The 26,555-nt window shown below is 34.8% G+C and carries 32 protein-coding genes and 3 pseudogenes; 23 read left to right on the forward strand and 12 right to left on the reverse strand.

All coding sequences use genetic code 11. The annotated features are described in order from the left end of the window. The first annotated feature begins 2 nt into the window (after positions 1-2). The 4 genes from HJG58_RS05040 (at position 3) to HJG58_RS05055 (ending at position 3,217) form a co-directional block, all read left to right on the forward strand. Complete coding sequence (locus HJG58_RS05040; RefSeq protein ID WP_170248137.1) at positions 3-764, forward strand: SDR family NAD(P)-dependent oxidoreductase; 762 nt, start codon at positions 3-5, stop codon at positions 762-764. Between the two features lie 9 nt (positions 765-773). Beyond that, positions 774-1,457 carry an SDR family NAD(P)-dependent oxidoreductase gene (locus tag HJG58_RS05045; protein ID WP_170248138.1) on the forward strand — a complete coding sequence of 228 codons (684 nt, stop codon included), beginning with the start codon at positions 774-776 and terminating at the stop codon, positions 1,455-1,457. Positions 1,458-1,534: 77 nt separating this feature from the next. Further along, a complete protein-coding gene (locus HJG58_RS05050; RefSeq protein WP_171545229.1) occupies positions 1,535-2,092 on the forward strand; it encodes a chorismate mutase in 558 nt (185 codons plus the stop codon). A 573-nt stretch (positions 2,093-2,665) separates the two neighbouring features. Further along, complete coding sequence (locus tag HJG58_RS05055) at positions 2,666-3,217, forward strand: TetR/AcrR family transcriptional regulator (protein WP_170248139.1); 552 nt, start codon at positions 2,666-2,668, stop codon at positions 3,215-3,217. A gap of 73 nt (positions 3,218-3,290) precedes the next feature. Here the strand turns inward: HJG58_RS05055 and HJG58_RS05060 are convergent, their stop codons facing one another. The 3 genes and pseudogenes from HJG58_RS05060 to HJG58_RS05070 all read right to left on the reverse strand — a co-directional run. Beyond that, complete coding sequence (locus HJG58_RS05060; RefSeq protein ID WP_170248140.1) at positions 3,291-5,504, reverse strand: TonB-dependent receptor family protein; 2,214 nt, start codon at positions 5,502-5,504, stop codon at positions 3,291-3,293. Between the two features lie 152 nt (positions 5,505-5,656). Next, positions 5,657-6,165, reverse strand: a pseudogene (locus HJG58_RS05065) (hypothetical protein); the annotation flags it as partial. A 121-nt stretch (positions 6,166-6,286) separates the two neighbouring features. Next, positions 6,287-6,430 (reverse strand): annotated as a pseudogene (locus HJG58_RS05070) (glutamine amidotransferase); the annotation flags it as partial. Positions 6,431-6,516: 86 nt separating this feature from the next. Here HJG58_RS05070 and HJG58_RS18860 point away from each other — a divergent pair. The 8 genes from HJG58_RS18860 to HJG58_RS05105 all read left to right on the forward strand — a co-directional run bounded on the left by HJG58_RS18860 (position 6,517) and on the right by HJG58_RS05105 (position 10,985). After that, entirely contained in the window at positions 6,517-6,747 is a 231-nt protein-coding gene (locus tag HJG58_RS18860) for a hypothetical protein (RefSeq protein WP_216076512.1), read from the forward strand. A 148-nt stretch (positions 6,748-6,895) separates the two neighbouring features. Further along, on the forward strand, positions 6,896-7,270 hold the full coding sequence (locus HJG58_RS05075) for a TonB C-terminal domain-containing protein (RefSeq protein WP_170248142.1): 375 nt from the start codon (positions 6,896-6,898) through the stop codon (positions 7,268-7,270). Positions 7,271-7,572: 302 nt separating this feature from the next. Continuing rightward, positions 7,573-7,842 (forward strand): hypothetical protein, encoded by a 270-nt coding sequence (locus tag HJG58_RS05080; protein ID WP_170248143.1) that lies wholly within the window; start codon positions 7,573-7,575, stop codon positions 7,840-7,842. A gap of 287 nt (positions 7,843-8,129) precedes the next feature. Continuing rightward, entirely contained in the window at positions 8,130-8,588 is a 459-nt protein-coding gene (locus tag HJG58_RS05085; RefSeq protein WP_170248144.1) for a hypothetical protein, read from the forward strand. Between the two features lie 197 nt (positions 8,589-8,785). Further along, positions 8,786-8,986 carry a hypothetical protein gene (locus HJG58_RS05090; protein ID WP_170248145.1) on the forward strand — a complete coding sequence of 67 codons (201 nt, stop codon included), beginning with the start codon at positions 8,786-8,788 and terminating at the stop codon, positions 8,984-8,986. A gap of 164 nt (positions 8,987-9,150) precedes the next feature. Then, on the forward strand, positions 9,151-9,723 hold the full coding sequence (locus tag HJG58_RS05095; protein WP_170248146.1) for a lysozyme: 573 nt from the start codon (positions 9,151-9,153) through the stop codon (positions 9,721-9,723). Positions 9,724-10,300: 577 nt separating this feature from the next. Then, positions 10,301-10,543, forward strand: a complete 243-nt coding sequence (locus HJG58_RS05100; protein ID WP_170248147.1) for a hypothetical protein — start codon at positions 10,301-10,303, stop codon at positions 10,541-10,543. A 178-nt stretch (positions 10,544-10,721) separates the two neighbouring features. Beyond that, positions 10,722-10,985: a hypothetical protein gene (locus HJG58_RS05105; protein WP_170248148.1), complete on the forward strand. Its 264-nt coding sequence runs from the start codon at positions 10,722-10,724 to the stop codon at positions 10,983-10,985. A gap of 53 nt (positions 10,986-11,038) precedes the next feature. Here HJG58_RS05105 and HJG58_RS05110 read toward each other — a convergent pair whose 3' ends face one another. Further along, positions 11,039-11,893, reverse strand: coding sequence for a DMT family transporter (locus tag HJG58_RS05110; protein ID WP_170248149.1), 855 nt, complete (start codon positions 11,891-11,893; stop codon positions 11,039-11,041). Between the two features lie 225 nt (positions 11,894-12,118). On the opposite strand from HJG58_RS05110, the gene HJG58_RS05115 reads away from it, so the two are divergent. The 4 genes from HJG58_RS05115 to HJG58_RS05130 all read left to right on the forward strand — a co-directional run bounded on the left by HJG58_RS05115 (position 12,119) and on the right by HJG58_RS05130 (position 14,476). Then, positions 12,119-12,988 carry a LysR family transcriptional regulator gene (locus HJG58_RS05115; RefSeq protein WP_170248150.1) on the forward strand — a complete coding sequence of 290 codons (870 nt, stop codon included), beginning with the start codon at positions 12,119-12,121 and terminating at the stop codon, positions 12,986-12,988. A 183-nt stretch (positions 12,989-13,171) separates the two neighbouring features. Then, positions 13,172-13,303 carry a hypothetical protein gene (locus tag HJG58_RS05120; RefSeq protein WP_170248151.1) on the forward strand — a complete coding sequence of 44 codons (132 nt, stop codon included), beginning with the start codon at positions 13,172-13,174 and terminating at the stop codon, positions 13,301-13,303. Between the two features lie 274 nt (positions 13,304-13,577). Continuing rightward, complete coding sequence (locus tag HJG58_RS05125) at positions 13,578-13,865, forward strand: hypothetical protein (protein ID WP_086266356.1); 288 nt, start codon at positions 13,578-13,580, stop codon at positions 13,863-13,865. Between the two features lie 248 nt (positions 13,866-14,113). Continuing rightward, positions 14,114-14,476: a NirD/YgiW/YdeI family stress tolerance protein gene (locus tag HJG58_RS05130; protein ID WP_170248152.1), complete on the forward strand. Its 363-nt coding sequence runs from the start codon at positions 14,114-14,116 to the stop codon at positions 14,474-14,476. Between the two features lie 91 nt (positions 14,477-14,567). Here the strand turns inward: HJG58_RS05130 and HJG58_RS05135 are convergent, their stop codons facing one another. Continuing rightward, positions 14,568-15,074 (reverse strand): GNAT family N-acetyltransferase, encoded by a 507-nt coding sequence (locus tag HJG58_RS05135; protein ID WP_170248153.1) that lies wholly within the window; start codon positions 15,072-15,074, stop codon positions 14,568-14,570. A gap of 54 nt (positions 15,075-15,128) precedes the next feature. Between HJG58_RS05135 and HJG58_RS05140 the strand changes: the two are divergent. Then, positions 15,129-15,249: pseudogene (locus HJG58_RS05140) on the forward strand (hypothetical protein). Between the two features lie 36 nt (positions 15,250-15,285). Continuing rightward, complete coding sequence (locus tag HJG58_RS05145) at positions 15,286-15,714, forward strand: DNA breaking-rejoining protein (RefSeq protein ID WP_170248154.1); 429 nt, start codon at positions 15,286-15,288, stop codon at positions 15,712-15,714. Between the two features lie 65 nt (positions 15,715-15,779). Here HJG58_RS05145 and HJG58_RS05150 read toward each other — a convergent pair whose 3' ends face one another. Next, the gene (locus HJG58_RS05150; protein ID WP_216076513.1) at positions 15,780-17,366 is read right to left on the reverse strand and encodes an ATP-binding cassette domain-containing protein; all 1,587 of its coding nucleotides are present in this window, start codon (positions 17,364-17,366) and stop codon (positions 15,780-15,782) included. 259 nt (positions 17,367-17,625) lie between these two features. Continuing rightward, on the reverse strand, positions 17,626-18,069 hold the full coding sequence (locus HJG58_RS05155; protein ID WP_002115225.1) for a universal stress protein: 444 nt from the start codon (positions 18,067-18,069) through the stop codon (positions 17,626-17,628). Positions 18,070-18,358: 289 nt separating this feature from the next. Between HJG58_RS05155 and HJG58_RS05160 the strand changes: the two genes are divergently transcribed. From HJG58_RS05160 to HJG58_RS05170, 3 genes are all read left to right on the forward strand, one after another. After that, positions 18,359-18,586 carry a hypothetical protein gene (locus HJG58_RS05160; protein ID WP_017480910.1) on the forward strand — a complete coding sequence of 76 codons (228 nt, stop codon included), beginning with the start codon at positions 18,359-18,361 and terminating at the stop codon, positions 18,584-18,586. A 175-nt stretch (positions 18,587-18,761) separates the two neighbouring features. Beyond that, positions 18,762-18,935 (forward strand): hypothetical protein, encoded by a 174-nt coding sequence (locus HJG58_RS05165; protein ID WP_075384142.1) that lies wholly within the window; start codon positions 18,762-18,764, stop codon positions 18,933-18,935. Positions 18,936-19,201: 266 nt separating this feature from the next. Next, positions 19,202-19,645 carry an RDD family protein gene (locus HJG58_RS05170; protein WP_005073782.1) on the forward strand — a complete coding sequence of 148 codons (444 nt, stop codon included), beginning with the start codon at positions 19,202-19,204 and terminating at the stop codon, positions 19,643-19,645. A 54-nt stretch (positions 19,646-19,699) separates the two neighbouring features. Here HJG58_RS05170 and HJG58_RS05175 read toward each other — a convergent pair whose 3' ends face one another. Then, positions 19,700-20,878, reverse strand: coding sequence for a benzoate/H(+) symporter BenE family transporter (locus HJG58_RS05175; protein ID WP_170248155.1), 1,179 nt, complete (start codon positions 20,876-20,878; stop codon positions 19,700-19,702). Between the two features lie 186 nt (positions 20,879-21,064). Here HJG58_RS05175 and HJG58_RS05180 point away from each other — a divergent pair, with 186 nt between their 5' ends. After that, entirely contained in the window at positions 21,065-21,538 is a 474-nt protein-coding gene (locus HJG58_RS05180; protein WP_046813037.1) for an Lrp/AsnC family transcriptional regulator, read from the forward strand. Positions 21,539-21,591: 53 nt separating this feature from the next. On the opposite strand, the gene leuE is transcribed toward HJG58_RS05180, so the two are convergent. From leuE to aceR, 3 genes are all read right to left on the reverse strand, one after another. Continuing rightward, positions 21,592-22,242 (reverse strand): leucine efflux protein LeuE, encoded by a 651-nt coding sequence (gene leuE / locus HJG58_RS05185; protein WP_170248156.1) that lies wholly within the window; start codon positions 22,240-22,242, stop codon positions 21,592-21,594. A gap of 73 nt (positions 22,243-22,315) precedes the next feature. Next, positions 22,316-23,305, reverse strand: a complete 990-nt coding sequence (gene tal / locus HJG58_RS05190) for a transaldolase (protein ID WP_170248157.1) — start codon at positions 23,303-23,305, stop codon at positions 22,316-22,318. Between the two features lie 131 nt (positions 23,306-23,436). Then, positions 23,437-24,330, reverse strand: coding sequence for an HTH-type transcriptional regulator AceR (aceR, locus tag HJG58_RS05195; RefSeq protein ID WP_170248158.1), 894 nt, complete (start codon positions 24,328-24,330; stop codon positions 23,437-23,439). Positions 24,331-24,420: 90 nt separating this feature from the next. Between aceR and aceI the strand changes: the two genes are divergently transcribed. Then, complete coding sequence (gene aceI / locus HJG58_RS05200; protein ID WP_170248159.1) at positions 24,421-24,855, forward strand: chlorhexidine efflux PACE transporter AceI; 435 nt, start codon at positions 24,421-24,423, stop codon at positions 24,853-24,855. 64 nt (positions 24,856-24,919) lie between these two features. Here the strand turns inward: aceI and HJG58_RS05205 are convergent, their stop codons facing one another. Further along, a complete protein-coding gene (locus HJG58_RS05205; RefSeq protein ID WP_170248160.1) occupies positions 24,920-26,488 on the reverse strand; it encodes an acetyl-CoA C-acetyltransferase in 1,569 nt (522 codons plus the stop codon). Between the last annotated feature and the right edge of the window lie 67 nt (positions 26,489-26,555).

Below are 26,555 nucleotides of genomic sequence, written 5' to 3' on the forward strand. Positions count from 1 at the left end.
CTATGACATCAGCAATATTAGATAAAAAGCGAGATTGTGCAGTTGTTATTGGCGTTGGGGCATCACAAGGTATTGGTGCAGCCGTGAGCCGTCTTTTTGCAAAAGAAGGCTTAAAAGTCTATGTAGCTGGACGTACATTCCAGAAAATTGAAGCAGTCGCCACCGAAATACATGCAAATGCAGGGGAAGCTGTCGCGTTCCGTTTAGATGCAGAAGATATACATCAAGTACAGGCCTTATTTGACACAATCACGAGTCAAAATGAGCGTATTAGTGTTGTTATTCATAACGTGGGAGGAAATATTCCCTCGATATTTTTACGCAGTCCACTGTCGTTTTTTACTCAAATGTGGCAATCCACTTTTTTATCGGCCTATTTAGTTTCTCAAAGCTGTCTAAAAATCTTTAAAGATCAAAATCACGGTACGCTTATTTTTACTGGAGCAAGTGCATCTCTACGTGGTAAACCTTTTTTCGCTGCTTTTACGATGGGGAAATCTGCTTTAAGAACCTATGCATTAAATCTAGCTCAAATCTATAAAACACAAAGCATACATATTGCTCATGTCATTATTGATGGAATGGTCAATGGCGATAGAGTGAATAAAGCATTGTTCGGTTTAGGGCGGTTAGCCCGTCTTACTCGTGGAACCGGCGGACTCAATATTGATGCAATAGCAGAAAACTATTGGATGCTTTACCAACAAACCCCACAACTCTGGACACATGAGCTGGATTTACGCCCTTATCAAGAAAAATTTTGAGAGACTAAAATGCTAAAAAAAATATTTCAAAGATTTCAAAAAAAGCAGGGCTGTGTTGTCGTTGCTGGTCATGACCTTCAACTGATTGAGCGTGATTTTGTAATTTTAGATAAAAACGGGCATTTCCCTTTACATCTTTATCAAGTTGTACATGATTCAGCTGTAAAAAAAATGCAAGTTCATTCTTTAAATGATGGTGTGACAGTAATTCACTTAAATTTAGTGAATGTAGATCATTTAAAATGCTTGTTGCGTTATATTTCAAGTCATGGACATATCATTGAGCTTTGTGTATTTCAGCCGAGTTTTTCATCTTCATCAAATATCGAAGCGTTATCTTTAGAAGAGATTGAACACAGTTGGCAGACCACAGGTTTAAGTGCCGTGAGTGTCGCCCAAGCTGTGATTAAGCCTATGCTTAAACAACAGCGAGGCACAGTTATTTTTCTTGGAGCTCCATTTAATAACTCGCCCCATTACGATGTGTTAAGTCAAAGCATGTTTGCAAGCATTCGTGCTTTAGCGCAGTCATTGGCGAGAGAGTTTCAACCTAAAGGCATCCATGTTACCTATTGCATGGTTGAAAAATGGGAAGGGCAAGACCAGCACTTTAGCTCATCTCTCAAGCAAGTATGCCAACACATTTATCAACAACCTGATTCTGCATGGAGCCAAGAACTCAGCCTATCTTAAAGTTTTACTTTCGCATGTTCTTGAAATACAGTACTGAGCTGAAATGATCATAGAACAATAATTTCGGTAGTTTTTAAATGGTGAATATAAAGAGTTTTCAGCGAACTGTTCAGATCGTGTCGACCTTGGCAGCTTTTATGTGTATTTCTTCACTCGCCCAAGCATATCAATATGATCAAACTGCTCGTTTAGTTAACGAGCGTTTATCTTATATGAAAGATGTAGCAGGTTATAAAGCAGAGCAGCATTTGCCGATTGAAGATTTAATCCAAGAAAAGAAAGTTTTGGATCAATCGCTTTCTGAAGCTGAATCTTTTGGCTTAAACAGCGAAACAGTAAAGCCATTTATTGTGACGCAAATGAATGTTGCCAAGGCCATTCAATACCGTTATCGGGCTGATTGGTTGTCGAGTCCAGAAAGCAATTGGAAGCCACAAGATTTAGCAGAAGTACGTTTAAAAATTAGTTCTCTAAACACTGAGCTTCTAAAAAATATCGCCGATGAACTCAAGAGAAATCATAACAAAGCGCCTCATGGCTGTAGTTATATGTGGCCTGTTCAGCATCCTCAACTTAAAGACGCTGACAAAAAAGCTTTATGTGTGGCATTAAATAAAATCAAGTTAAGAGAATGAAAAACAATAATTATTTAACTGTTTTCTAGCCAATATTACATTGACACCCAAAATCTCTCCGATTATCCTTTGCCTGCTGGCCACATTGCCAGTCAGCTTTTGACAGAGCTGGTACAAAAGGCGCACAACAACGTATTATTTCGTTTTGTGCGTTCTCCTAAGTCACGCCTTTATGGTGAGGCTAGGAGGGGCACGCTTGCGTGCGCTGGTTTCCTTTTGTACCAGTCTGTCAACCCTTCTAGTCTTGCCACCATTATTTGACAGTAATTGGTAAGACTCTTCTAAATCAAAAGGAGTCCACCGTTATGCGTACTATTTCTTCTTTATTGGTCTCTGCCAAAATCTCTCTATTCATTCCATTTAAACAGTCTTTCAAATGGTTTAATCGACTCTAGGTTTTTTGCACCTTAAGAATCGTTACGACTAAAAAATCATAGCAACAATAAACCTGAGATAGGTGAGCACACCTTTTTTGTGCCGCTTTTGCATGCCTGTTTTTAGCGCTCAATTTAAGAGTGACGGTATTTCTATCTCTTTTACTTACAACAAAAAATTATTTTATACGGTATAAAAATGCCAAATTTAGAAGCATCATTTAGAGCACTACGCGTGCTCCATGCGGCAAAAGATTTATTTACTCAACATGGGTTTTACATCGGGATTGACCGAATTATTACGGATGCCAAAATTCCCAAAGCCACTTTTTATAACTATTTTCATTCCAAAGAAAGGCTCATTCAGATGAGCTTAACTTTTCAAACAGATGCGTTAAAACATGAGGTGTTTTCAATTATTCATTCGTACCGTGAACTTATGATGTTTGATAAGCTGAAGAAAATTTACTTTTTACATGCAAACTTAGAAGGCTTTTATCGTTTGCCATTTAAGGCCATTTTTGAAATTGAAAAGCTTTATCCAGTAGCTTATAAGGTCGTCAGCGACTATCGAAAGTGGTTCATAAATGAAATTTATAAGCTGCTTTTAACCGTAAAAGTTACCGCTACAGTTGAAGATGCCTACATGTTTTTGTTTGTGATTGATGGGGCAATGACCCAACTTTTAAATGCAAATAAAATCGATGAAAGAGATAAATTATTAGAATATTTTATGTCGACGCTTACTTAGATTGATTAATATTCTAGTGTTTAACTTATAAAAAGCCCTCCGAAGAGGGCTTTTTATTCAATTTGGTTTAGCTTTAAAAATCAAAAGAGGTTTGTAGATAGAACGTACGTGGCAGTCCTACATACTTACCGCCTGTAGAGTCTGTTGAGCGAGTAAAATATTGCTTATCAAAGACGTTCTTAATTCCACCAGCGATTTTTAAACCTTTAACTTGTGAACTTAAGTCATAAGAGGTACGTAGCGCAAAAGTGGTATAACCCGGAATATCTCCATATTTACCATCAGCAGTTTCTTCTGTTTGATAGATATTTTTATTGGACGGATTGTTTGGGGAATGCTGTTTAGATTGCGCAAACATATCAGCATTTAAAGACCATTTGTCTACTGTGTAACCTAACCCAACATTACCGACATGACGTGAGTAAAACGGTAGATCCTTATCTTTAAATTGACCAGCTTCAGCGACTGCTTTGGTGAAAGTATAGTTGCCATATACTTTTAAGCCTTCCAGTGCATCGGATAATTGACCGAAATCGTAGCTAATACCTGTTTCGACACCTTTGTGACTGGTTGCCCCTAAGTCTGTCCAGATCCCGTTATTACCAGCATCACGAACCAATGAAAGCTCTTTATCAAAATCTAGGTAGAACACCGTAAATTCGGCATTTAACCCATTACCGAGATATTTTGTTCCAATTTCATAGTTATTCGACTTTTCTGGATGTAAACCATCAGTTGTAGCAGCTGCAAATATTTTATTATTTTTTTTGTCTTCTTCAAGACGTGCCAATTGACTGTATTGCTGTGGACCGAAAGATACGCCTGCGTTTGCAAATATATTCCAGTTTTCATTTGCCGAGTACATCACAGACAAACTTGGTAAAAATTCATCAGAATCAATCTTTGGATGAACGGTATTAACAAGACCATTTTTGTCATAAACAGAAAAGTTATTATGAGTTTCAATTGATTCGAAACGAACACCCGGTGTGATGGTCCAACCACCGATTTCCATACGGTTATCGATATATACCGCATGTGCTTTGGTACCACCATCACTAATAGTACGTGGAGCAAAATCTGGGACGGATGAACCTGCTGCATAAGATGCAGTACGTCCGGCAAATTCAGAACTTTCTTCTTTTAGGTAGCGATAACCTACTGTTACTTCATTTTGCGTATTACCTAGTTGATAAATACGGGAGTAACGCGGTTCAATCGCATAGACCTTGTAATCACGTGGAGAAGAGTCGAGGCGTTTTTGTCCACCCTCTACTGTACTTTCAAGATTACTTGTACGGAAAGAGTCGATGTAGTAACTCAAAACTTCGAAGTTATTTTTTTCATCTTTATGGTTATAACGTAAAGAGACATCTGTACGTCGACCTGCAAAATAGTTTTTTTCACCAGAAGATTGATACGGGTTTTCAGCATATTGCGCCTGAGTTAAACCCTCTGGCATTTCGCCGCGACCTTCATAGTGATGCAGATTTAAAGCAACCGAGTCTTTATCATTAAATTGATAAGCAGACTTTAGCATTACATCATCGATATCAATTTTGTTGTTTGCTTCTCGATAACCGTTTCCTTTGGTCCCCGAATATAAGAGGGCAAGGCCTAATCCATTGTCTAAAGTTCCCCCCACAAATAAATTAGGGCTCAGTTTTACTTGGTCAGTACCAGAAGCATATTCTGAAGTTAGGCTAACAGTTCCGCTAAAATCTTGAGGAATTGATCGAGTAGCAAAGTTAATAATTCCGCCTACGTTTTGAGGCCCAAAACGAACTGACCCAGCACCACGTACAACGTCAACTGATTCAATATTTCCAATTGAAACAGGTGCTAAAGATAACTGTGGTTGACCATACGGTGCAAATGAAAGTGGAACACCATCAACAAGAACTGTTGAGCGAGGTGATAGGCGAGATGCTAAACCACGAACCCCAATATTGAGTGAAACATCACTACCACCTGTGCCACTACTGTCTTGAGCCTGAACTCCAGGAACTTGCTTTAGAGCTTCGCGCAGTGAAGTTGCCGCCGTTTCATCTAAACGATTACGGTCAATAATAGTTCGAGCGCCAGGATGTTTGTGAACAGTTTCAGCGTTTGCTTCTTCTAACCAGTTACCTTGTGCCTTAATAGTAATAGTCGGTAATGCACTAGTCGTTGTATCTTCAGCATGTGCAGGAAGTGCGAGATAAGTACAAGCAATTCCGATTGCATAGCTAAGCGTAGAAACTTTGAACTTAAAATTTGGTAGTGAAAGAGGGGTTGAGCGGTCCATGTTTATGTATCGAAATCCTAAACGATAATTATAATCATTATAGCGAAAAAGTAACAAAATTTTATAAATGTAAGTTAATTTTTTTAGGAAAACTAAACATAGCTTTTATTTAATCATTTTCACAGAACAGCCCTCCGAAGAGGGCTTCAAATCTATTTAAAAGTAGGTTGATTTAAGATTTTGTAGACCTTTTCTTTATATACATCATTAGAAATAACACCTTTATCTCGCTGTTGTTTTAGCGATCTAAACTGTTGGCCACGAATTTCTCTTTGAATACCCACATTATCATGATTTCTAATGTAGTAAAGGCTACGCTCATGATCACTCATATTCACTGTTTCATCAGTAAACGAAGAAGGCTTTGCTTCATTTTCTTGATATTGTTTTGCAATTTCAAAAAAATCTACGTTTTGAGAATGAGGAGAATTAAATGAATTTTGCTGTTCAGTCAGCTGATGGTTCTGAGTGTTAGCATTTACTTCAAGCATACTTTTATGCTGATTAAATTTAGGACGGTTATATTCTTGTTTCATTTGAAATGTGTTTGTTTCAGCAAATGCGGAAGAAGAAGAAAGCCCAATATTTAAAAATAAAAAAGTTAATAAAAATCTATTCATTTCTCTTTGGAAGTCCAATTGAAATTGAGTAAATCACTGTATTATAAAATTAAAATTTATTTTTTGAAGGTTTGACTTCAAAACTGTTTGATCAACTGGTAAATAATAAGATCTGTAGCGGAGCGTAAAAGCCAATTTAAAAGGCTTTTTACACTCGTTTTTTTAATATTGTTTTGAATATTCTTCTTTCAATTTATCCAGAAAAATAAAGAGGTTTTGATTCATTTCTTGATAATCGTGATTTCGTAATTCTTCACGAGTATTCACAAATTTATAATTGTGAGCGTCATTTAACTCGACTTCTGATTGTTAAGTTAAACTAAATTATTCTGGTGTGACAATAGCAGTTCAATTTGTTAAATTGTGTAGCTTTTATCAAAGTAGACAAATTTATGAAGACATTTTTAGTTATATCCTTATTGGGTTTTGGGCTGATTGGCTGTACTTCATCTCCATATAATTCTCAAGAAAATTATTTGAATAAACCTCCAATAGTTCCAGAGAATAAAGCTTTTAATAGTTTTAAAACACCTGAACACGGGATTTTTACTGATCGAGATGTATATAATATGAATATATCAGAAAATTCAAATCTGAATTTTCGTTATGAAGTTCCCTTTTGAAAATAAATCATTAATTTATCAATGGGTGGAGCAAAGGTGGCTTAACATCTTTGCTAACTCATAATAATCAATCATTAATACAACCTTTTGGGTGGTTTTTTAAATTTTAAACTGTTAAATTTTAATTATTGAAAACAAGGTATTTTAAATGAAAAACTTCACTATTATTGCTTCTTTATTTTTATTGGTTGGATGTACTACTAGTCACAAACATATCACTCCTGTACAAGTGACTGATAATAAAATTGCTTCAGAAGCCGAAAAGTATAAAAAACAATATCAAAAGAAAATTTATAAACTATGGGAGATTCCAACATCTTCTGCAGGGATGAGTGCAAGTGTTAAAATATTTTTAAGTGATCGTGGTGAAATTAAGCAAATCATCTTTTTAGATAAAGAAGAACAAAAATTTAAAACAAGTATTGAAAAAGCAATATGGCGTGCAAGTCCATTTGTTTTACCATCTAATCCGGAAGTAAGAAAACAAGCAAGGAAATTTAATATGAAATTTCAGGTAAAATAAATGAGTTCTTTTTAAATGCTAAGAGCAAATTTATAATTTTAATGGAAATTAAATTTGCTCTTTAGAAGCTTTTTAATATTGAAATAGTGGATTAGTATGGGCTAGAAAGCTTAAAAGAAAAATTTTTCCTCCCTCCGAAAAAGGCAACATTTCTGTCTAGAAATAGAGTATGACATTTTATTTATAAATTAAAAGAATAAAAGTTTGTTACATTAATATCAAAAGGTAACATAAATAAAACTTTAACAGACTATGAAGTTATTATAGAAAATAAATAATTCAATAAGAGTTTTAGGAAAAATATGAGTGAATCAAAGAAACCTCATAATGAAAGTAAAGCTACAAAGGTTGTAGCGTGGTGTGTAATTTTATTTGGAATTGTTTTGGGAATAGCCTTTATTTTATCGTTTGGGCAAGTCGAAACAAGAAATGATAATTTAGACATTATTCAAGTTTGGTCTACACAAATGGTAATAATAGGGCTTTTTATTATATTTAATGGCCTACTGTTCGGTTATTTACTTTTAAAAATTAGTAGTATTTTGTACCATCTTGAAAATAATAAAAGATAAAATTTTTTAACAAAATCAGTATCTATATTAAGTAGTGCTCAGATTTTATTTAAAATATTTTTAAATGGCATAAAAATTGAAAGTAAATTTTTCAATAACTCTTTCTATTTTGTAAAATAAAGATAATTGATTGGCATTTATTTGGCTAAGTGTGATGTGCTTCATTATGTAATTTCAAAAACCTTGTACTTCTTACATTTAGTTTATGAGTTTTACTCTATCTTACGTAAAAAAAGAATATTTTAAAGAAGTATATAAATATACGCATGAGAAGATAGGAGGTTAAGATGCCAAAATATCTAGCTATAGCAGATAAGGTTTATAAAAAAATTAAAAATGACAACTTGTTTTCTGATGATGTGATAGAAAATTTAAATTGTTTAGTTGGTCTTATTCGTAATGCGATAAAAGGTACTGAATTTAAATTAAAGTATAATTTTATCAATTTTGAAGATTGTTTAACCAAACCCCTTGAGCAATCATCGGTCAAAATTGATTTTAGCCTTATGCCTAAGTTTGAAAATGAAGGTGAGTTTATTTTGTGGCTTGCTGGATTTATTGAAAGAATCACTGATGGAGGTAAAGCTCATCTTCCTCCCATTTCTCAGTTGATTCCTCAAGGTTTTAGTATGGGGATTGAAAGCATTCCAGTAAATCCTTTATCCGCAAAAGAAGAAAATGCAGAAATGATTGTTAATTATTTTAAATCAGATGACTACATTAAAAATAATAAATTACTTTCTTAAAATATAAACAGTTATAAGTTCACTGTACTTTTATTTCTAACTGGTTAGAAATAAAAAACCGCCTTATAAAGGCGGTTTTTTTAGTGATATGTAACTTAAAATGTCTGTTACATAAATGATGATTGTTTCATGTTGAATGTATCAGCCAATTATCTGAGCATGGAATAACACAAGTTAATAAATAAAGGATGAATCTCATGATAGATGAAGAAAAACCCTTAAATTTTGACGATGATGAAGAGCCTCTTGATTTTTCAGATGAAGAATTTATCGATGATAGAAAAGAGGATGAGTTATATAACAGCATTACCAAAGATGGTTCCAGTGTAGATCCTGCCGATGATGGTGAGCGACACATTCGCCCTGAGGATGGTGATCCCATAGAAATTGAAGAATAATTCATAGCCCAATTTTATATTGGGCATTTTATTCTTTAGTATCTTAAATAGTTACCTAACGGTATGAGTGTAAATTATGCTGTCTATAGAGCGGATGTACACTCCCTATTTCAAGAGGATATACGCTTTGGATTACCGAAAAAAATAAAATAGTAGGGCATTAAATGCAAAAAATATTGGATTATCTCCGCAAGATTTTTAGTGCCAAATCTAGGTCAACTGTTGCGACAAATAGCTCGATTGCTACAGCAATAGACAATAGCGATGAGGAAATTGGTTTTGCAATTGATGAGTTGTCTCTCAGTCAAGTTGGCTTAAATCAAATCTGTAATTTTGAAGGTTTAAGGCTCAGTGCTTATGATGATGGCGTAGGTGTCTGGAGTATTGGTTATGGTACAACCAGATACCCAAATGGGTCGAGGGTTCAAAAAGGCGATACATGTACTCTTGAGCAGGCACAGGCATATATGCAACATGATTTGAAAATATTTGAGCGTGCAGTCAACAGCGCTGTAAAAGTTCCTTTAAAACAGAATCAATTCGATGCCTTGGTTTCTCTGACTTATAATATAGGGGTTAGTGCTTTTAAAAACTCGACTTTACTAAAAATGTTAAATTCAGGAGATTATAAAGGGGCTGCGAACCAGTTTGATGTATGGATAAACGCAGGGGGTAATCGTCTGCCTGGGTTGGTTAGACGTCGAGCAACTGAAAAGAAATTGTTTTTAGCTTCGTAGTTTTTTTAATTCTTTATAGGGTTTTATCAGAAAAGCCATTCCGATCTTTAATAAAATCTAGGCATAAAAAAGCCTGATGCTACGAATCAGGCTTCAGTATTCATCAACAATAGGAGTTGGTGAACAAGACCAATCTAACAGACCTGCTCAGTAAAGGCAAACCGAGGGTTGAATTGCTAAGTCAGATAAAAGTAATTTTTCCAAATCATACGTATTAAAAAAGCCCTTGCTCGAAAGCGAAGGGCTTAGTCATTCATTGATCTACCAATGAACTATATAAGGCTCATCTCATACTCAGGTCATTATATCTGAAATTGGAGCAGCAGAGAAGGAAAGGGTAGAAATACCTTTCTTATTCTACCTAAACTTAATTTATTCAAGCATGTAGTAAGTTACATCATTGGTAAATCAAGACACAAAACTTGCACTTTGCATTCTTAAGTATGTGGTATTTGTGTGTAGGCCTGATTGGATTGGCTTTGAAAATAGAACAATAGCCGCCTCTAAATTATTCAAGATAAAGTTTTGAACGAACATATTGAAGAGTCTGGTGCTGAATGTAAGCAAGGAAGTAGATATGAATTTGATTAGATTAAAAGAACTTTCATTGATGAGTAATGCTGTTTTGACACCTGAATTAAATAATTGGCCATGTGTTCAATTAGCAAATACAGACGATGCTTGCTCTCACAAGCAGAGAGATAGTTTTTCAGAACAATCTGATAAAAAATTTTATAAAGAATGGCGTAAAGAACAAAAGAAAATACTTAAAAGTATTCCGAGTAATGCTGTTTTACTCAGCATAAAAGATCCAATTTAGTTTAGATGTAAGGCAAATTTGTAAATATATCCATTTCAGAAATCAGCTTTATTTTATAAATTTTTCTAGTGTTAACTAAATATACACACTTAAACAATTAGTTGAAAAAAACTCCATAAGCTATCCGGATAGCATGCTAAGTTTTTCTCAATCATAAAAATTTAGAAAGGATTAAAACATGAAATTTTCCTACCAAGATCTTGCCGGAAATAATGTTGAAGTGGAGTGTGAAAGTTATATTCATATACCTTCAGGAACAGCAACAAAATCTACAGAGGGTGGTAATTATCATCTTAATGAAAACTTCAGTTTCTTTAAGAAAACTGAAGCTGATTCTATGCCCGTCTATCGATTTGCTATTGATCGTAATTCTAATGTTTTTAATAGCGATGAGCTTCCAGCATTAGCTCAAATTGGTACAGAATGGAAAAATTTAGATTAAATTTTTACTCAATATAAAACCCTCATTTGAGGGTTCTATATTATTTCTATGAGTTATTTCTTTTTAAATACAAGCAATAAGCCTATTAAAATTGCAATCATTCCTATTAAGCCTGCTAGCGGCAACTTGTTTTTCAAAATTAGAAAATCTAAAAGTGCAGTAACGACAGGCACTAAATAGAATAGGCTTGTCACATTTACAAGATTACCCTGATTTAAAAGCCGATAAAGTAAAAGCTGTGCAACTACAGAAATTAAAATTCCAAGAAATAAGACCGAAATAATCAGTTGTGAATTCCATGTTATTTCAAAATGTTCAAAGGGAACTATAAACAAGCAGACCACAAGACTGACTATATATTGTAATGGCAAGACATCTGTCGGGGCCTGTTGAATGTTCTTTTGCATTATGGCCCCGAAGGTTATACAGATTAGGGCAGTCAAGGCAAAGAATATACCGATTGGAGCGATAAAAGACATGGTCAGACTTTTCCACACTAAAAGTATGAGTCCGGCTAAAGCAATGAGTAAACCAAATAGCTTTTCTTTTTGTAAATTCTTTTCTAAAAGACAAAGCGTCAAGATTGGCTGTATTCCCATGATTGTGGCCATTAAACCAGGGGTGACTCCGTAAGCCATGGCTTTAAAATAACAGATTGAATAACCTGCAATAATGAGGAGTCCAGCTAATAAAACTTGCTTTCGAGTTCCATGCTTAGGTAAGAGTCTTTTTCTAAAAATAGCAATTAACAATAAAACAAACAAAGCTATGGCAAAGCGCAGCATCAATAATGCTATGGGTGATGCATTATCGAGTCCCCATCGAGTAAAAATTGCAGCACTTCCCCAAAGTAAAACGAAAATGGACGTCGCACTTTGTGATGCAAGCATCTGTTTATTTAGGCGCATAAAACCTCCTCCTAGTGCGTAATACCTAAGAAATACGAAGTGGTGAAATTGTTAGTAAGTATTGCTATTAACGTGTTATTCAGACATTAATCAATTCACGGATAACTTCTTTTAGAAAAATGAATTGTTTTAACTTCTTCTATTTTCAGTATGAGAGAGACAATAAATAAAGAAAAGCGCATAATTCTTTTATATACTATTTGAAAATCGAATAGATAAATCCTAATGAATTTAAAAAACCTACAGATTGACTGGTTAAAGTGTTTTGTCACAGTAGTAGATACAGGCTCGCTATCAAACGCAGCACCTGAGCTATACCGTTCACAATCTGCTGTTAGCATGCAATTAAAAAAACTAGAAGAAGCGCTACATTGCCAACTTTTAATACGAACTCATCGGCAAATTGAATTAACGTCTCAAGGGCAACTACTTTTAGGCTACGCACGCCGTATTCTTGACTTGCATGCAGAGGCGCAAATGGCATTTCATGGAGATGAACTGAAGGGGCGTATACGTCTCGGAGTACCTGATGATTATGCTGCCAAATATTTAACACCTGTGCTTAAGCGATTTGCTCCACGTTATGGAGGTGTTGAAATTGAATTAATCTGTGAGCAGTCTACTTCGTTAATACCACGCGTAGAAAGTGGGGATATAGACCTGGCATTAATTTCGAGAGATAACGCTCGTCAAGGAACACTTTTATTCCATGAGCCAATGGTATGGGTAGGTTCTCCACAGTTTGAACTCTGGCGAGAAGATCCACTCCCAATTGCAGTTTATGAAAGTACCAGCCAAGCCAAAAAAAGTGCTATCCATTCTTTAGCATTACAAGGACGCCGTTATCGTGTGGTATACAACAGTTCAAGTTTAGCGGGTCAAATTGCAGCAGTGGAAAGTGGTTTAGCAATTGCAGTGTTCACGCAGTGCAGTGCACCTGAGCATTTAACTATTTTAGGTGCTGATCATGGTCTTGGACCTTTAGAACCAATGGAGACTGCTGTATATCGGAGTAGGGTATCATTAGAATCTAAAGCTGTAGATCACTTATATGATTTACTCATTAAAACGCTCAGACATTCAGTTAATGTTTAATTTACTTGATATAGGAAAATTTGATATTTGCGAGTTAGATGTGAGCTAATATTTAAATGTAAAAATAAATAGCTTTACATTCTTGCGCTAAATCTACAAAAAAGCCTAGAAACTTATGCTGATCGTAAAACTAATAATAAGTATTTATTAACTCATCAATCTGAACAATTCATGAGGTGAAACATGACAAAAATTATAGTGACCTTGGGTTTAGCCGCCTTTATTTCTTTAGGTGTGAGTGCTTGCCAAGGTGAAAACGACACAAAGCAGCAAGATCAAACCACAACTCCTCATTCAATGGATAAAGACTCATAATCTAGATGAATGCTAAAGCCCGTCGTAAGATGGGCTTTTTTTATATCTTTTTATTTTAATCTTAAAGTGTGATTTGTAACTCGAAATATTTATTTTTAATGGAACTGTTCAAAATATGTTGACTAATACACTAGGTTTTAAATATATTAAAATTCGACACTAATTATTTTAAATAGAACCCTATATTTAAAGTGAATTGGTTCAAATATCGTCAGATCAGAAATTTAACCTTTAAATTTGATTATAAAAATATTAATTAATCAAGGAGGTAGGTATGGATGCTAAATTTCATTCTGAAAATGAATATGGTTTTATTTTAAATATATTGAACAATTATGTCGTCATAAAGAAGACATTAAAAGATGATCATTATCCATATGATTCATTTGGTTATCTTCTTGCTCTTTATCAGCCGCTAAAAGTCTATATCCCACAGCTTCCACATCCGAAAATCTATATTCAGATTGGTGGAATTTCATATGACAGAATGATTGTTACGCAAACAACAGATGAGGCGGAAGCCATAAATATTTTATTGAATTTAGGACAACTCGTTGCTTAACAATTACGTGTTATTTTAATGCTGAGTTTAATTTACTTAAGAAAAAAGCTTTCTTAAGTAAATTCACGAAAAATAAAGACAATAACATAGTTATTGGAAAAGAGAACTACAAATTATTTGATATCTCACTAATTTTCATTAAACAAAGACTCTAATAAGATACAAAAAACCACAAAAGCTAAATCTATAACTTTAAAAGAATTTGTTTATATAACTAAGAACATTGAACATGAAATTAGGTCACAGTAATGAAAAAAATATTCTTTGTAGCATTCACTGGATTTGCTTTATTAGGTAGTGGTGCCGTGATGGCTAAAGCCGATGCTACATTAATAAAAGAAGCGACAAAAAATGTAGTCACAGTGTCTAAAGCAAAAACTTTAGATGATGAATCTGGAGTAACTTTGACGGGTAAAATCGTAAAGCATATTGCTGGGGATCATTTTGAGTTTAAAGATGCAACAGGCTCAATCGTAATTGATATTGATGATGACTTATGGAAGCCTCTCGAACTAAAAGCAGGAGATAAAGTACGCATTTTAGGAGAGGTAGACAAGCATAGAGTTAAACCTACCGATATCGAAGTTTTTCAAATTGAGCGTGTTAAATAAAAGCTGATATTTTAAGTAAATATTATTCAAAACCAATGAAAAAGAAAACTCCTATTTTTAGGAGTTTTCTTTTGAAGATAGTAAGTTTTTATTATTGCGTCGCATTAAAAGCCTCATGGTATTTGACATTCGCTTTTGGAATATTGCCCGAGAAAGTTAGAGCCTGAAAATACTCACTCGGTATATCAGGCAAAATCAGCTCAGGATAATTTTTAAAACCAAATCGGCTGTAATAGCGTGGATCACCTAAAAGAACGCATCCTTGTGCTCCGAATTGCTTTAACTTTTCTAGTGATTCCTTCATCAGAAGGGAACCAATACCATATCCTTGTTTATCTGGGTGAACTGAAATAGGGCCTAAACCATACCAACCTGTTTCACCTGAGCTAATTTCAACTGGAGAAATAGCAATATGTCCAATAATAGAGCTATCTTCAACTGCCACTAGAGAAATGGTGAGTTGTCCGTGGTTTCTTAAACTATTAACAATAAAATGTTCTGTATGACTTGTGTGCTCAGCATTTTGGAAAGCTGCTTTAGTTAGCTTTTCGATGGCTTCTATATCTTCAATTTGCTCATCACGAATAATAATATCCATTAAAAATTCTTCCAGATTTATGGATTAACCATACGCTTTAACTTTTAAATTCTTATTCTAAAAGAGAAAGGTAATTTAGATTTTTCAACATACTTTATTTGTTACTGGTTATAAAAAGCAACTATTACTCATCAAACTCATACATAAAGTAAAATTTTATGAAAATTATTTTTAATATAATTATTTAAAAATAATTTTGAGGGTCAAAAAATTGAGAGAAATCATTAAAACATTATTACTATCCACGCTCATTTCAGCTACTTCATTTACTATCTATGCAAAAAATATTGAGCAAAAAGTTAATTTTTTACAAGGTTCACCGCATACCACTTTAACTGGACAATTTCAGGGCTACAATGATGTGCGGTATAGAATTTATGCAAAAAAGGGCCAAATATTAAAATTTAATATTAATAGCCTTGGTAATTTAGCATACATTAATATTTTTGCACCGGGTACAAAGCCTGGTAAAGATAACGCATTACTGATTGGCTCAACCGTAGGTTTTAAAGGAGAACTTATTTTACCAACCGATGGTGATTATATTATTCAGGTTTATCAAATGCGTAATAGTGCTCGTAAAAATAAAACTGTCAAATATAATTTAGATCTCGAATTATTAAATAACGTAAAAAAATAATAACTGATGAAATTTACTAGCTCTCAAATGAGAACTAGTAAATTTGAAAACTGGTATATTACTAACTATTTCGTTAAGGAAAATGACTCATTAATGCCCGAGCTTTCAACAAACAGTTGATCGTGTGAAACGAGCAATATCGCACCTTCATAACTTTGAAGAGCATTAGCAAGTAACTCTCTAGATTCAATATCCAAATGATTTTCGGGTTCATCTAATAACAGAAGTTCTGGTGTAGGTTTTATTTGGCTAAGGGCCAATAAAGCTACTTTTAATTTTTCACCACCACTTAACTGAGACAATAGTTGAGTACCTTTATCACCGCGGATTCGAAGTTGACCTAGCAAATTTCTCCATTCGAGTTCTGAAAGTTCATTATTCATATGAGATAAATTTTCAATAACACTCATTTCATCGCATAAAAAGCTAAAGTTCTGGTCTAGATAGAAACACTCTACAGATAGGTGAATACTGTCACAGGGTTGATTGTTCTGTACATGAATTGCCTTAAGTAAAGTAGATTTTCCAATACCATTTTGTCCTTTTATGTGAATTTTTTGAGCTGCTTGTACAGCTAGATCGATGGGGTTTTGAGTACCATGTTTCAGTTTCAATTTTTTAATCCGCAGAATTTCACCAGATTTCTTATGAAAAGAAGGGAAGAAAAACTGTTGAGGTTTAACCGTTTCGAGAAGCAATTTCTTATCTTTTAAATCATTTTGACTGTTCGAAATTTGACGTTGATGTTGAGACTGTATAGTAGCAATGCTTTGGCCTGCTTGTTCCTTTTTAAAGTCGAGCAAAACTTTGGCTTGAGAATTTGATTCTCTTAATTTATTGCCAGCACGCTCACGTTTTTGAGCTTTCATTAATACATCATGTTGCTTTTGCTTCATGTGTTTAACTTCACGTTGATTCTGTTGAATAGATTGTTCTAGAGCTGCAATATTTGCTTGATACTGCCCATAAAATTTTTCATAGCTTCCGGTAGTGTGATGGAGGCCATGTTCATTTAAATGATAAATATGGTCAACTTCATTTAATAAAGCCCGATCATGGCTACTGAGAAGACTACCTGCTGGGTGTTTTTTTAAATGATCAATTAACCATTGTCTAGACTGCTGATCTAGATGATTACTAGGCTCGTCAAGTAATAGATAGTGGTCTGATTTTAAAAATAAACAGCTTAAAGCCAACTTGGTTTTTTGACCTTCACTTAAATTTTTAACTGGGAAATCTAAATCTGTTGGTAGACCAGCAGATTCTAAGAGGTTGTTCCATAAAGCGGGTAGGTCCCATTTACCTTCCAATAAATCGTAATCATCGAAGTTGGCATTACCTTGTTCAACTCTTTTAAAAGCGTCGTAAATATCTAAGATATCTAAGGCTTCAGCAATCGTCAGTGCTGTCAAACGATGCAATTGTGGTAAATAAGCATGTTTTACATGCCAAGATATTTGCCCTGATGTAACAACTGAATCTGATGTAAACGTTTGATTTAACAGTTGCATAAGCAAAGATTTGCCTTGGCCATTACGACCAATTAGGGCAGATACCTGATTCGATTCAAGACTAAAATTTAGATGCTTAAACATTACCTTTGAAGGGAACTCTAAGGTAAGTTGCGATATTACACATGCCTGCTGAGTCATAAAAAACCTCATAAATACAGGATGTACAAAATAGGAGAATGATAATTTTTAATAGAGACGGTAAATCACAAAAATAGTCTATTTTGCACATCAAAAAAAGAAAAAATTGATGAGAAAAAAGACTTACTTCATTGGCGTGACTCACGAAATTGATGGAATAGTGAACTATTCTATAGAGTTTTTAGTGGGTGTAAAATTTCTAGAAGCTATTTTATTAAAAAGCCCAAACATTAGATTGGGCTTTTATCTTTCAAGAATTTTACTCTTTTACGACTAAAACTTGAATCTTGGTGCTATTTAAAACATCTTGAGCAAAGCTTCCCAAAATTAGTTTTTGGAAACCTTTACGGCCATGCGAACCAATCACAATCAAATCAGAACCTAAGTCTTCTACGGCTTTCAAAATACCATCTGAAGAAATTTCACCTTGAATGATTTGAGTCTCTGCATCAATACCTTCTTCAGCACATAAAGCTTTAACTTTTGCGAGTGTTTTTTCTGCGTTGGCACGTGCTTCAACAAAATAATCTTTTACAACAGGTGAGATGTAATAAAAATCTACGCCACTAAAAGGATCTACCGCAACCAAGCTAATGGCGGTCAATTTACTACCAAATGCTTTTGCAATGTGAGCTGCTTGTCGAGCTGCTGCTAAAGAAATCTCAGAACCATCTACTGGTACAATAATATGTTGGTAATTCATGATCTTATTCCTCTTATTTACAGTTGTTATATGTATGAAGCTTTTATTAATTAAAGATTAACATATTTCATTCTTTGGAGACATCTCTTCAATTAAAAGTTATTGAAATTAAATAAAATAATTATAAATCAAATAATTGAGTTGATTACTTTGCTAGTTTTGAACTGGTAGGTAAGCTATAAACCTATAATTGTTAATATTTACATGAAAATTACAAAAAATTACGGTTCATATTTCTGTCACAGAGAAGCCGTATAACAAAATAGTAAATTAAGGGGGACTAAGGAAGATGGCAGATTTAACAGCAAAAAAAGTCAATAAACTCATTGAAGAATTCCGTCAAACAGGTAACGAACCCCAAAAATTAATTATTGGTTACAAAACGTATGCTAGACTGATGACTGAAGATAAATTTGCAGAAAAAGTTGTACCTTCACTAGAAGATTCAAAAGAACGCTTATATAAAAACCTAAAAATTAAACTTGTGACTGAAAAGCATTACTTTGAAATCAAATAAAAGTTATGTGAATTCCATCACTGTTTACTAAACTAAAGTAACATTAAATAAGTTTAATAACATGATTATTGTATGAAGATACAAATTAATAGTGTAATCAACATTTGAAAACAGCAATCGTTTATAAACTCGATAGAATAAATTGCTTTTATTTTAAGTGGTGGAATAAATTGAAATGCCAACATTCAGTGTAATTATATTTTATATTTTAGCTATATTAGGCACACTAGCTATTATTGGTGGAGTAATCAGTTTAAGTGTTTTTTTAATTATTATTGGATTAGGTCTGTTATTTGCAGCACTTTTATTAAAAAAAGAGTTTAAAATAGATGTTTTATTTTGGAAATAAATATAATGTTTATTTGTAATTTAATCTATTTATAAAATTATTTGAATATAACTGACATAAAAAAATGTCAGTTTTAAAAGTTAAATTATTTTTTATCCTAATAGAATATTTAATAGCCATTATTTGATCAAAATAATTACAAAAAAATATCTGATTAGAATGTTTTAATTTCATTTAAGTATTTAAAAATAAAAAAGTTTCATTTAGGATAAAAGTAAAGTAGTAAGACCATTTTAGCTATTAAACAATAACAAAGTGAGGTAGGCATGACTTATAAGTATGAGTATGCAGGGTTCTGGTTAAGATTTGGCGCAATGATTATTGATAGTCTTATTCTTTGTTTAGCAATTATTCCAGCCGCATGGATTTTTTATCGGGGAGATTACGACTTAGTATTTGCTACTGGCTTAAGTAGTCAGCCACAAAACTATTGGTTTGACCTGATTGTGAACTACGCATTTCCTTTTTTATATTCAGTTTTATGTTGGTTGTATTTTGCAGGTACACCCGGCAAACGTTTGATGCGATTAAAAGTTTTAGATGAAAAAACAGGTAATAAGCTCACAGTCATGCAGAGCATTATTCGATATATTGGCTATATTCCATCAATTTTAGTATTTGGTATTGGTCTTTTTTGGGTGGCATTTGACGCTAAAAAACAAGGCTGGCACGACAAAATGGCAAAAACAGTCGTAGTAAGAGAATTATAAGAAATCATAAAAAGTGTTCATAGCATTGAAAATAGGGAGCTATGAACGCTTTTTTTATTCGCTTTTTTGGGCTTTAAATTTGAGCACAACAAATACAATAATTCCGACAACCAATCCCCAAAATGCTGAGCCGATCCCGAAGAATTGAATACCCGAAGCACTACATAAAAAGGTAAATAATGCTGCTTCACGTTCTTCAATTTGAGCAAAAGCAATCGCAATGTTGTGGCTGATTGTACCAAGTAATGCAATACCAGCCAAAACTACAATAAAAATATGAGGAAAAGACATCAATAAACTTGTGAGTGTTGCAGCAAACAAACCCATTAAGATGTAGAAAAAACCACAGCTTATACCTGCAATATAGCGTTTGCTTGGGTCAGGATGGACTTGGTCGTCTAAGCTTACGGCAGCACTAATCGCAGCAATATTGACGCTATAACAGCCAAACGGTGCAAGCACAACTTGGGTTAAACCTGTCCAGCCAATGAGTTGATTTACGTGTGGTTTGTAGCCATAACTTTTGATCATGGCAATACCCGGTAAATATTGAGAAGCCATACTAATCACAAACAGTGGCAATGCTAAGCCCAAAAGTGCTGACCAGCTAAAGTCAGGACTAATCCAAACAGGTTTTGCTAAAGACCACTGAACTGTAGGCATATGAAATTCTAAAAAGATAGGGCACAGGGTAATACCTGCAATTACGGTAAATACAATGCTATAACGCGGCCATAATCTTTTTGTAATGACATAAATGCAAAGTAAGGACAAAACAAATGCCCAATCATTTTGTAAACTTGCGAAAAGTGAAATACCAAATTTGAGTAGGACGCCTGCCAGCATGGCACTAGTTAAACTTTGAGGAATGTATGACAGCGCTTTTTGAAAAATACCTGAAAAGCCTAAAATAGCTGTTAGTAAACCACCAACTAAAAAAGCACCAATCGCTTCATTTAAACTATATCCACTACCTGTTGCCATAATTAAAGCAAGACCAGCGGTTGACCACGCCGTCGCTACAGGATATTTAAATTTCCAAGAAAGGATGAGTCCTGATAAGCCAATACCCAAACCCAAAGCCCAAAACCATGAAGTGATTTGTTCAGGTGAAGCACCTAAAGCTTGAGCCGCCTGAATCACTAAAACGGCCGAAACACTAATACCAATGAGAAAGGTAATAAAACCAGCAAACACTGCTGGAATTGAAAAATCTTGAAGAATTTTTTGCATGATACGTGTTCTAAATCCAAGAAAAATTAATAGGCTTCTGCCATTGCTTCCAGTTGGGGTGAATTTAACAATTTTTTTTAAGAAGGTGCTTTCTATTTTTAGATTAAAAAATAAATAATATTTTAAAATTATAAAATAATGCTATTATTTATTTCATAAATAACAATGAATCAAGAATATTATTTTATGGAAGAGAAAGCCGAAAATTTAACACCATTAGAACTGAAAATTATGCGCGCCTTACAAGAAAATGGGCGTTTAAGTAATGCTGAATTGGCAAAACTTGTAGGTATTAGTACATCATCTTGTTGGAATCATACTCAGCGTCTTTTTAAGATTGGAGCAATCTTAGATGTCCGTGCTCGGATCAATCCTAATACGGTTCAACGTGGTACTGTGGTGTTAGTTGGTGTAGTTTTGGACCGTTCAACCCCTGACAGCTTTCAAGCATTTGAACAAGCATCGGGTGATTTGGAAAATGTTTTAGAGTGTTATCTGGTGGCGGGAGAAGTCGATTATTTTCTAAAAATTCGTGTTAAAGATTTAGCTGCTTTTAACCGATTTCATAGTGAAAAGATTATTGCCTTACCTGGAGTAAGACAAGTCAGAACTTTTTTTGTACTTAATGAAGTTAAAACAGATGGCATGCTGGACTTTTAGCAGTTCATGATGTTTTAACTTTCCAATGCAAAAACTTATTAGAGTAAAAATAATTAAATCGTTGAGGTTGCTAGTTTTAAACCAAATCCAAAAAATAGAATTCCTACTAAAAAGATACCGCTTGCTGCAATTTTATGGTTCTCTTTAAAAAATGCCGAGAGTTTAATTCCAGAGAAGATTAATGCAGTTAAATAACTAAAGCTAATGATCTGTAAAATAATTGCTAAAATTAAAAAGCTCAGAGCAGGATAAGCATAATCTGGTTCAACAAATTGAACAAAGAAAGAGAGGAAAAATAAAATCGCTTTAGGGTTGAGTAAACTAATACTGAGTGCTGTTTTATAAGGATGAACTTTATCTAAAGCAGGTAAATCAGCCATTTCTGGTTGAGTTTGATTACGTTGTTTCCAGCGTTGAATACTGCCTTGCAACAGTTTAAAACCTAAATAAGATAAATAAAGTGCACCTGTTAATTTAAGAATGACAAATACCCATGGGAATGCCTTGAGTAGAGACGCAGCTCCGAGTACTGTACATAGCATTAAAATAAGGTCACCGGTGAAAATACCGAATGCACCCATATATCCTGTTTTAACCCCGTAGCGTGAAGCAATTGACATCACATAAAGAGAATTGGGTCCCGGCAATAACACAATTAGGAATGTACCAATAATATATGTTGTTAAATCTGTTATGCCGAACACGAGAAACCCAATAAAAAACCGATTTTTATCATGATAACAAAAATCGGCAATTTTGTATGAAAAGTGCAGTTTTTTAAGATTTTATTTCCGCATCAATTCCAAAAGACTGACGTAACAAAAGGCTTAATTGGTCACGTGCTTTAATGAATCCATCAACACCACCTTGTAAAAGCTGGAATGCCATTAAGTCATGGTTAAGCTCATCTTTAAAACTTTGTTCATCTTGAGCTGGTCTAACAATCGCTTCTGCTTGTTTTGCTTGAGATGCATCAAGTGCCGTCTCGACTTTACGGCTATCTTGTTCAAGTTGGGTAAGTAAGCTTGGCGAGATGGTTAGCAAATCACATCCAGCTAGACCAAGCACTTGATCTATACTACGGAAGCTCGCACCCATCACTTGAGTTGGAATATTTTGCTGCTTGTAGTAAGTGTAGATTTTCTTAACTGAAACGACACCTGGGTCTTTTTCGATTGGATAAGCGTCTACACCTTCAGCTTTTTTGTACCAGTCTAGGATACGGCCTACGAATGGTGAGATTAAAGTCACTTTTGCATCTGCACACGCTTGGGCTTGATGCAAACCGAAAAGGAGAGTGAGGTTACAAGCAATTCCTTCAGCTTCGAGCACTTTGGCAGCTTGAATACCTTCCCAAGTCGATGCGATTTTAATCAGAATGCGAGACTGATCAATACCATAACCTTTGTAAAGTTCACATAATTCATGGGCTTTTTGAATGGTTGCGTCAGTGTCATATGAAAGAGCAGCATCAACTTCCGTTGAAACACGGCCTTCAATCAGTTTTAAAATTTCTACACCAAATTTTACGGTTAAAATATCAATGGTTCTTTCGATTAACTCATCGTTGCTATAGCCTTCTTCTTTGGCTTGATAATAAGCATCTTCAATGAGCTCTTTACTTTCTGGTTGTTCTGCTGCTGCCGTAATCAATGAAGGATTAGTCGTTGCGTCTAATGGACGGAATTTACGAATTGCATCAAGGTCACTACTGTCGGCAACAACGGTCGTTAATGTTTTTAATTGGTCAAGTGCTGTATGAGTCATTGATATTCAACATCTTCGGTAATAAATCTTATGTTTTCTTTTATAGCACAAAGTCTATTCATGCTGTCGATATATCAATTGTTATATTTCAAAGAAAAACGTTTAGGTTCTGCATCTAATTTGAAATATTTTTAAGGTAGTGGTTGCATTCGTTGCTTACGGATATGTTCAATCAAAAATCTAGCAGCGGCACCGAGTTCACTTTCTCGGCTCCATACCAAGTCGACATAATATTCAAATCGGGGAGTGAAATCTAATAAATCCAATACCTTAAGTTTATTTTTTAATTCAGGATTTTCTTTAAACATTTCTTGAGGAAGTACACCCCAACCCAAATTGCGCAAGATCATTAAACAAGCAGAGTGGTGGTTATCGGTGCGCCAATAGTGTTTTGAAAATAGCAATTCAGGTTTTAAAGTCTCATCTCGGCTTGCAACTACAATTTGTCGTGTAGTAAGGATTTGTTCATAAGTAACCTGATTTTGGCTTGCTAGAGGATGGTTATTTGAAATAACTGGAATTAAAGCCTCACGTTTAAGCTCTACAAATTGTTCTCTGTTATCTAGATTCTCACGTTCAAACATCAGTGCAAGTTGTGCAGACCCATCTAATAACATTTGCAGAGCATCTTCTTGGGGGGCAGACACAATATTGATTTGTAGGTCAGGGAAACGATTCTCTAAAAGACAAATATAGTCGGTCCAATTGGTGTGTAAAAGTTCAGACACAATCACAATAGTTAAATTAGCTTCTAACCCTGTACTTAAGGCGTGAGCATGCTGTTTCCATTGATTCATCTCAATCAAAAGCTGAGATGTCTTTTCGTATAAGACCCGAGCCTCGTCAGTAGGGATGGGTTCACGGCCTTTACGGTCAAATAAAGTCAGGTTCAGATCAATTTCTAAGTTGGCAATAGACATGCTGACAGCCGAAGGAACTTTGCCAAGTTTACGGGCTGCTGCAGAAAAAGAGCCGGTCTCAATCACGGCTTGAAACATGAGTAGTTGTTCTTGATTAATGTTCATCTGTCAAAAAAACTGAAAGAACCTGATTGGATTAATCAATATTATAAAAATAAAATGCACATTATCCAAGTTATTATTGAGTATTTAAAAATGTTGATTTCCAAGAGAAGACTCATTCATGCAATCAGTTATGAAGGAATTTTATTGGTCATCATTGCGATTGCATTAAGTTTTATTTTTGATATGCCGATGGAAGTAACAGGAACACTCGGTGTGTTTATGGCAGTGGTTTCAGTTTTCTGGAACATGATTTTTAACAACTATTTTGAAAAAGTAGAGCATAAATATAATTGGGAAAGAACGATCCCTGTACGGATTTTACATGCGATTGGTTTTGAAGGTGGGTTGTTGCTTGCAACAGTACCGATGATTGCCTATATACTCCAGATGAGTGTTATTGATGCATTTATTTTAGATATTGGCTTAACCTTATGTATTTTGGTTTATACCTTTATTTTCCAGTGGTGCTATGACCATATTGAAGATAAATTTTTCCCAGATGCAAAAGCTGCATCACTTCATTAAGCTAATATATTGAAATGAAATAAGCACCCAAATGGGTGCTTATTTTGTTAGGGCGTTATAGAAATTATTTTTCTACAATCGCAACCACACCTTCACCACCTGCTGTACAGATCGAGATTAAAGCGCGGCCTGAACCTTTTTGATTAATCAATTTAGCAGCAGTTGCTAAGATACGACCACCAGTTGCAGCAAATGGATGGCCTGCACCTAAAGATGAACCATTTACGTTCAGTTTAGAACGGTCAATTGAACCTAAAGGTGCTTCTAAACCAAGACGTTCTTTACAGAATTTTTCATCTTCCCAAGCTTTCAAAGTAGACAACACTTGGGATGCGAATGCTTCATGGATTTCGTAGAAATCGAAGTCTTGAAGTTTAAGGTTTGCACGCTTAAGCATACGAGGTACTGCATAAGCAGGAGCCATCAATAAGCCTTCTTTAGGGCCGTTTTTACCAATGAAATCAACAGCTGCTGTTTCAGAGAAAGAAAGGTAAGCTAAAACTTCATGACCGTTTTCTTTTGCCCATTCTTCAGAAGCAAGCAATACAACAGAAGCACCGTCAGTTAACGGAGTTGAGTTACCTGCTGTCATTGTTGCAGTTTCGCCTTTACCGAAAACTGGTTTCAATTTAGCAAGTTTTTCAACTGTACTGTCTGCACGTAAGTTGTTGTCACGGTTTAGACCTAAGAATGGAGTCATTAAGTCATCAAAGAAACCACGCTCATAAGCAGCAGCAAGTTTTTGATGGCTGCTTGCAGCTAGCTCGTCTTGTGCTTCGCGAGTGATACCCCATTCTAAAGCAGTGATTGCTTGGTGCTCACCCATTGAAAGGCCAGTACGCGGTTCACCGTTGCTTGGTGCATCAAGAAGCTTTTTAAAATCAATTTTTGTTAAAGCTTTAAGGCGGTCTTTACCTGTTTTAGCTACATTGAGCTCAAGTAAAACTTTACGTAAACCATCACCTACAGCGATTGGTGCATCAGAAGTTGTGTCTACACCACCTGCAATACCTACGTCGATTTGACCAAGCGCAATTTTGTTTGCAACTACAAACGCTGCTTGTAAACCTGTACCACAAGCAATTTGAATGTCATAAGCAGGAGTTTCAGGAGCAAGATCTGTGCTCAATACAACTTCGCGAGTCATATTAAAGTCACGGCTGTGTTTTAAAACAGCACCAGCAACGACTTCACCAATACGCTTACCCTGTAAGTTAAAGCGTTCAACCAAACCATTCAATGCTGCTGTCAGCATGTCAGAATTTGACGCTTTGAAATAAGCAGTATTTGAACGTGCAAATGGAATACGGTTGCCACCAATAATTGCAACGCGGCGAACAGTGTTTTGGCTCATGGTTTTATCCTGTTGAACAGAAGTTTTGGTTTTTGTTGCTTTTGGTGCTGCAGCTACATTTGAAGATGTAGACGAGGTTTCTGAAGCAGCGCTCTTGGTACGAGGGCTACGTGCAGGTGCAGTCGTTGAACGAGTACGTGTCGTTTTTGATGTATTAGTTGCTGCTTTAGAAGTAGTGCTGTTACGCTTAGCCGTGTTAGAAGCCGACTTTGATGTATTTGACACTTTTTCCTGAGCAGAATTCTCGACTGCTGGATTTTCTTGAGTTGTTTTGCTCATAAGGCTTTTCCAAGCATAATAACGATATTCTTGTAAGCTACCTTAACACAATTCAAATAGACCTGTA

It is taken from the genome of Acinetobacter geminorum, from assembly GCF_013009345.1.
In the GTDB taxonomy this organism is placed as follows: domain Bacteria; phylum Pseudomonadota; class Gammaproteobacteria; order Pseudomonadales; family Moraxellaceae; genus Acinetobacter; species Acinetobacter geminorum.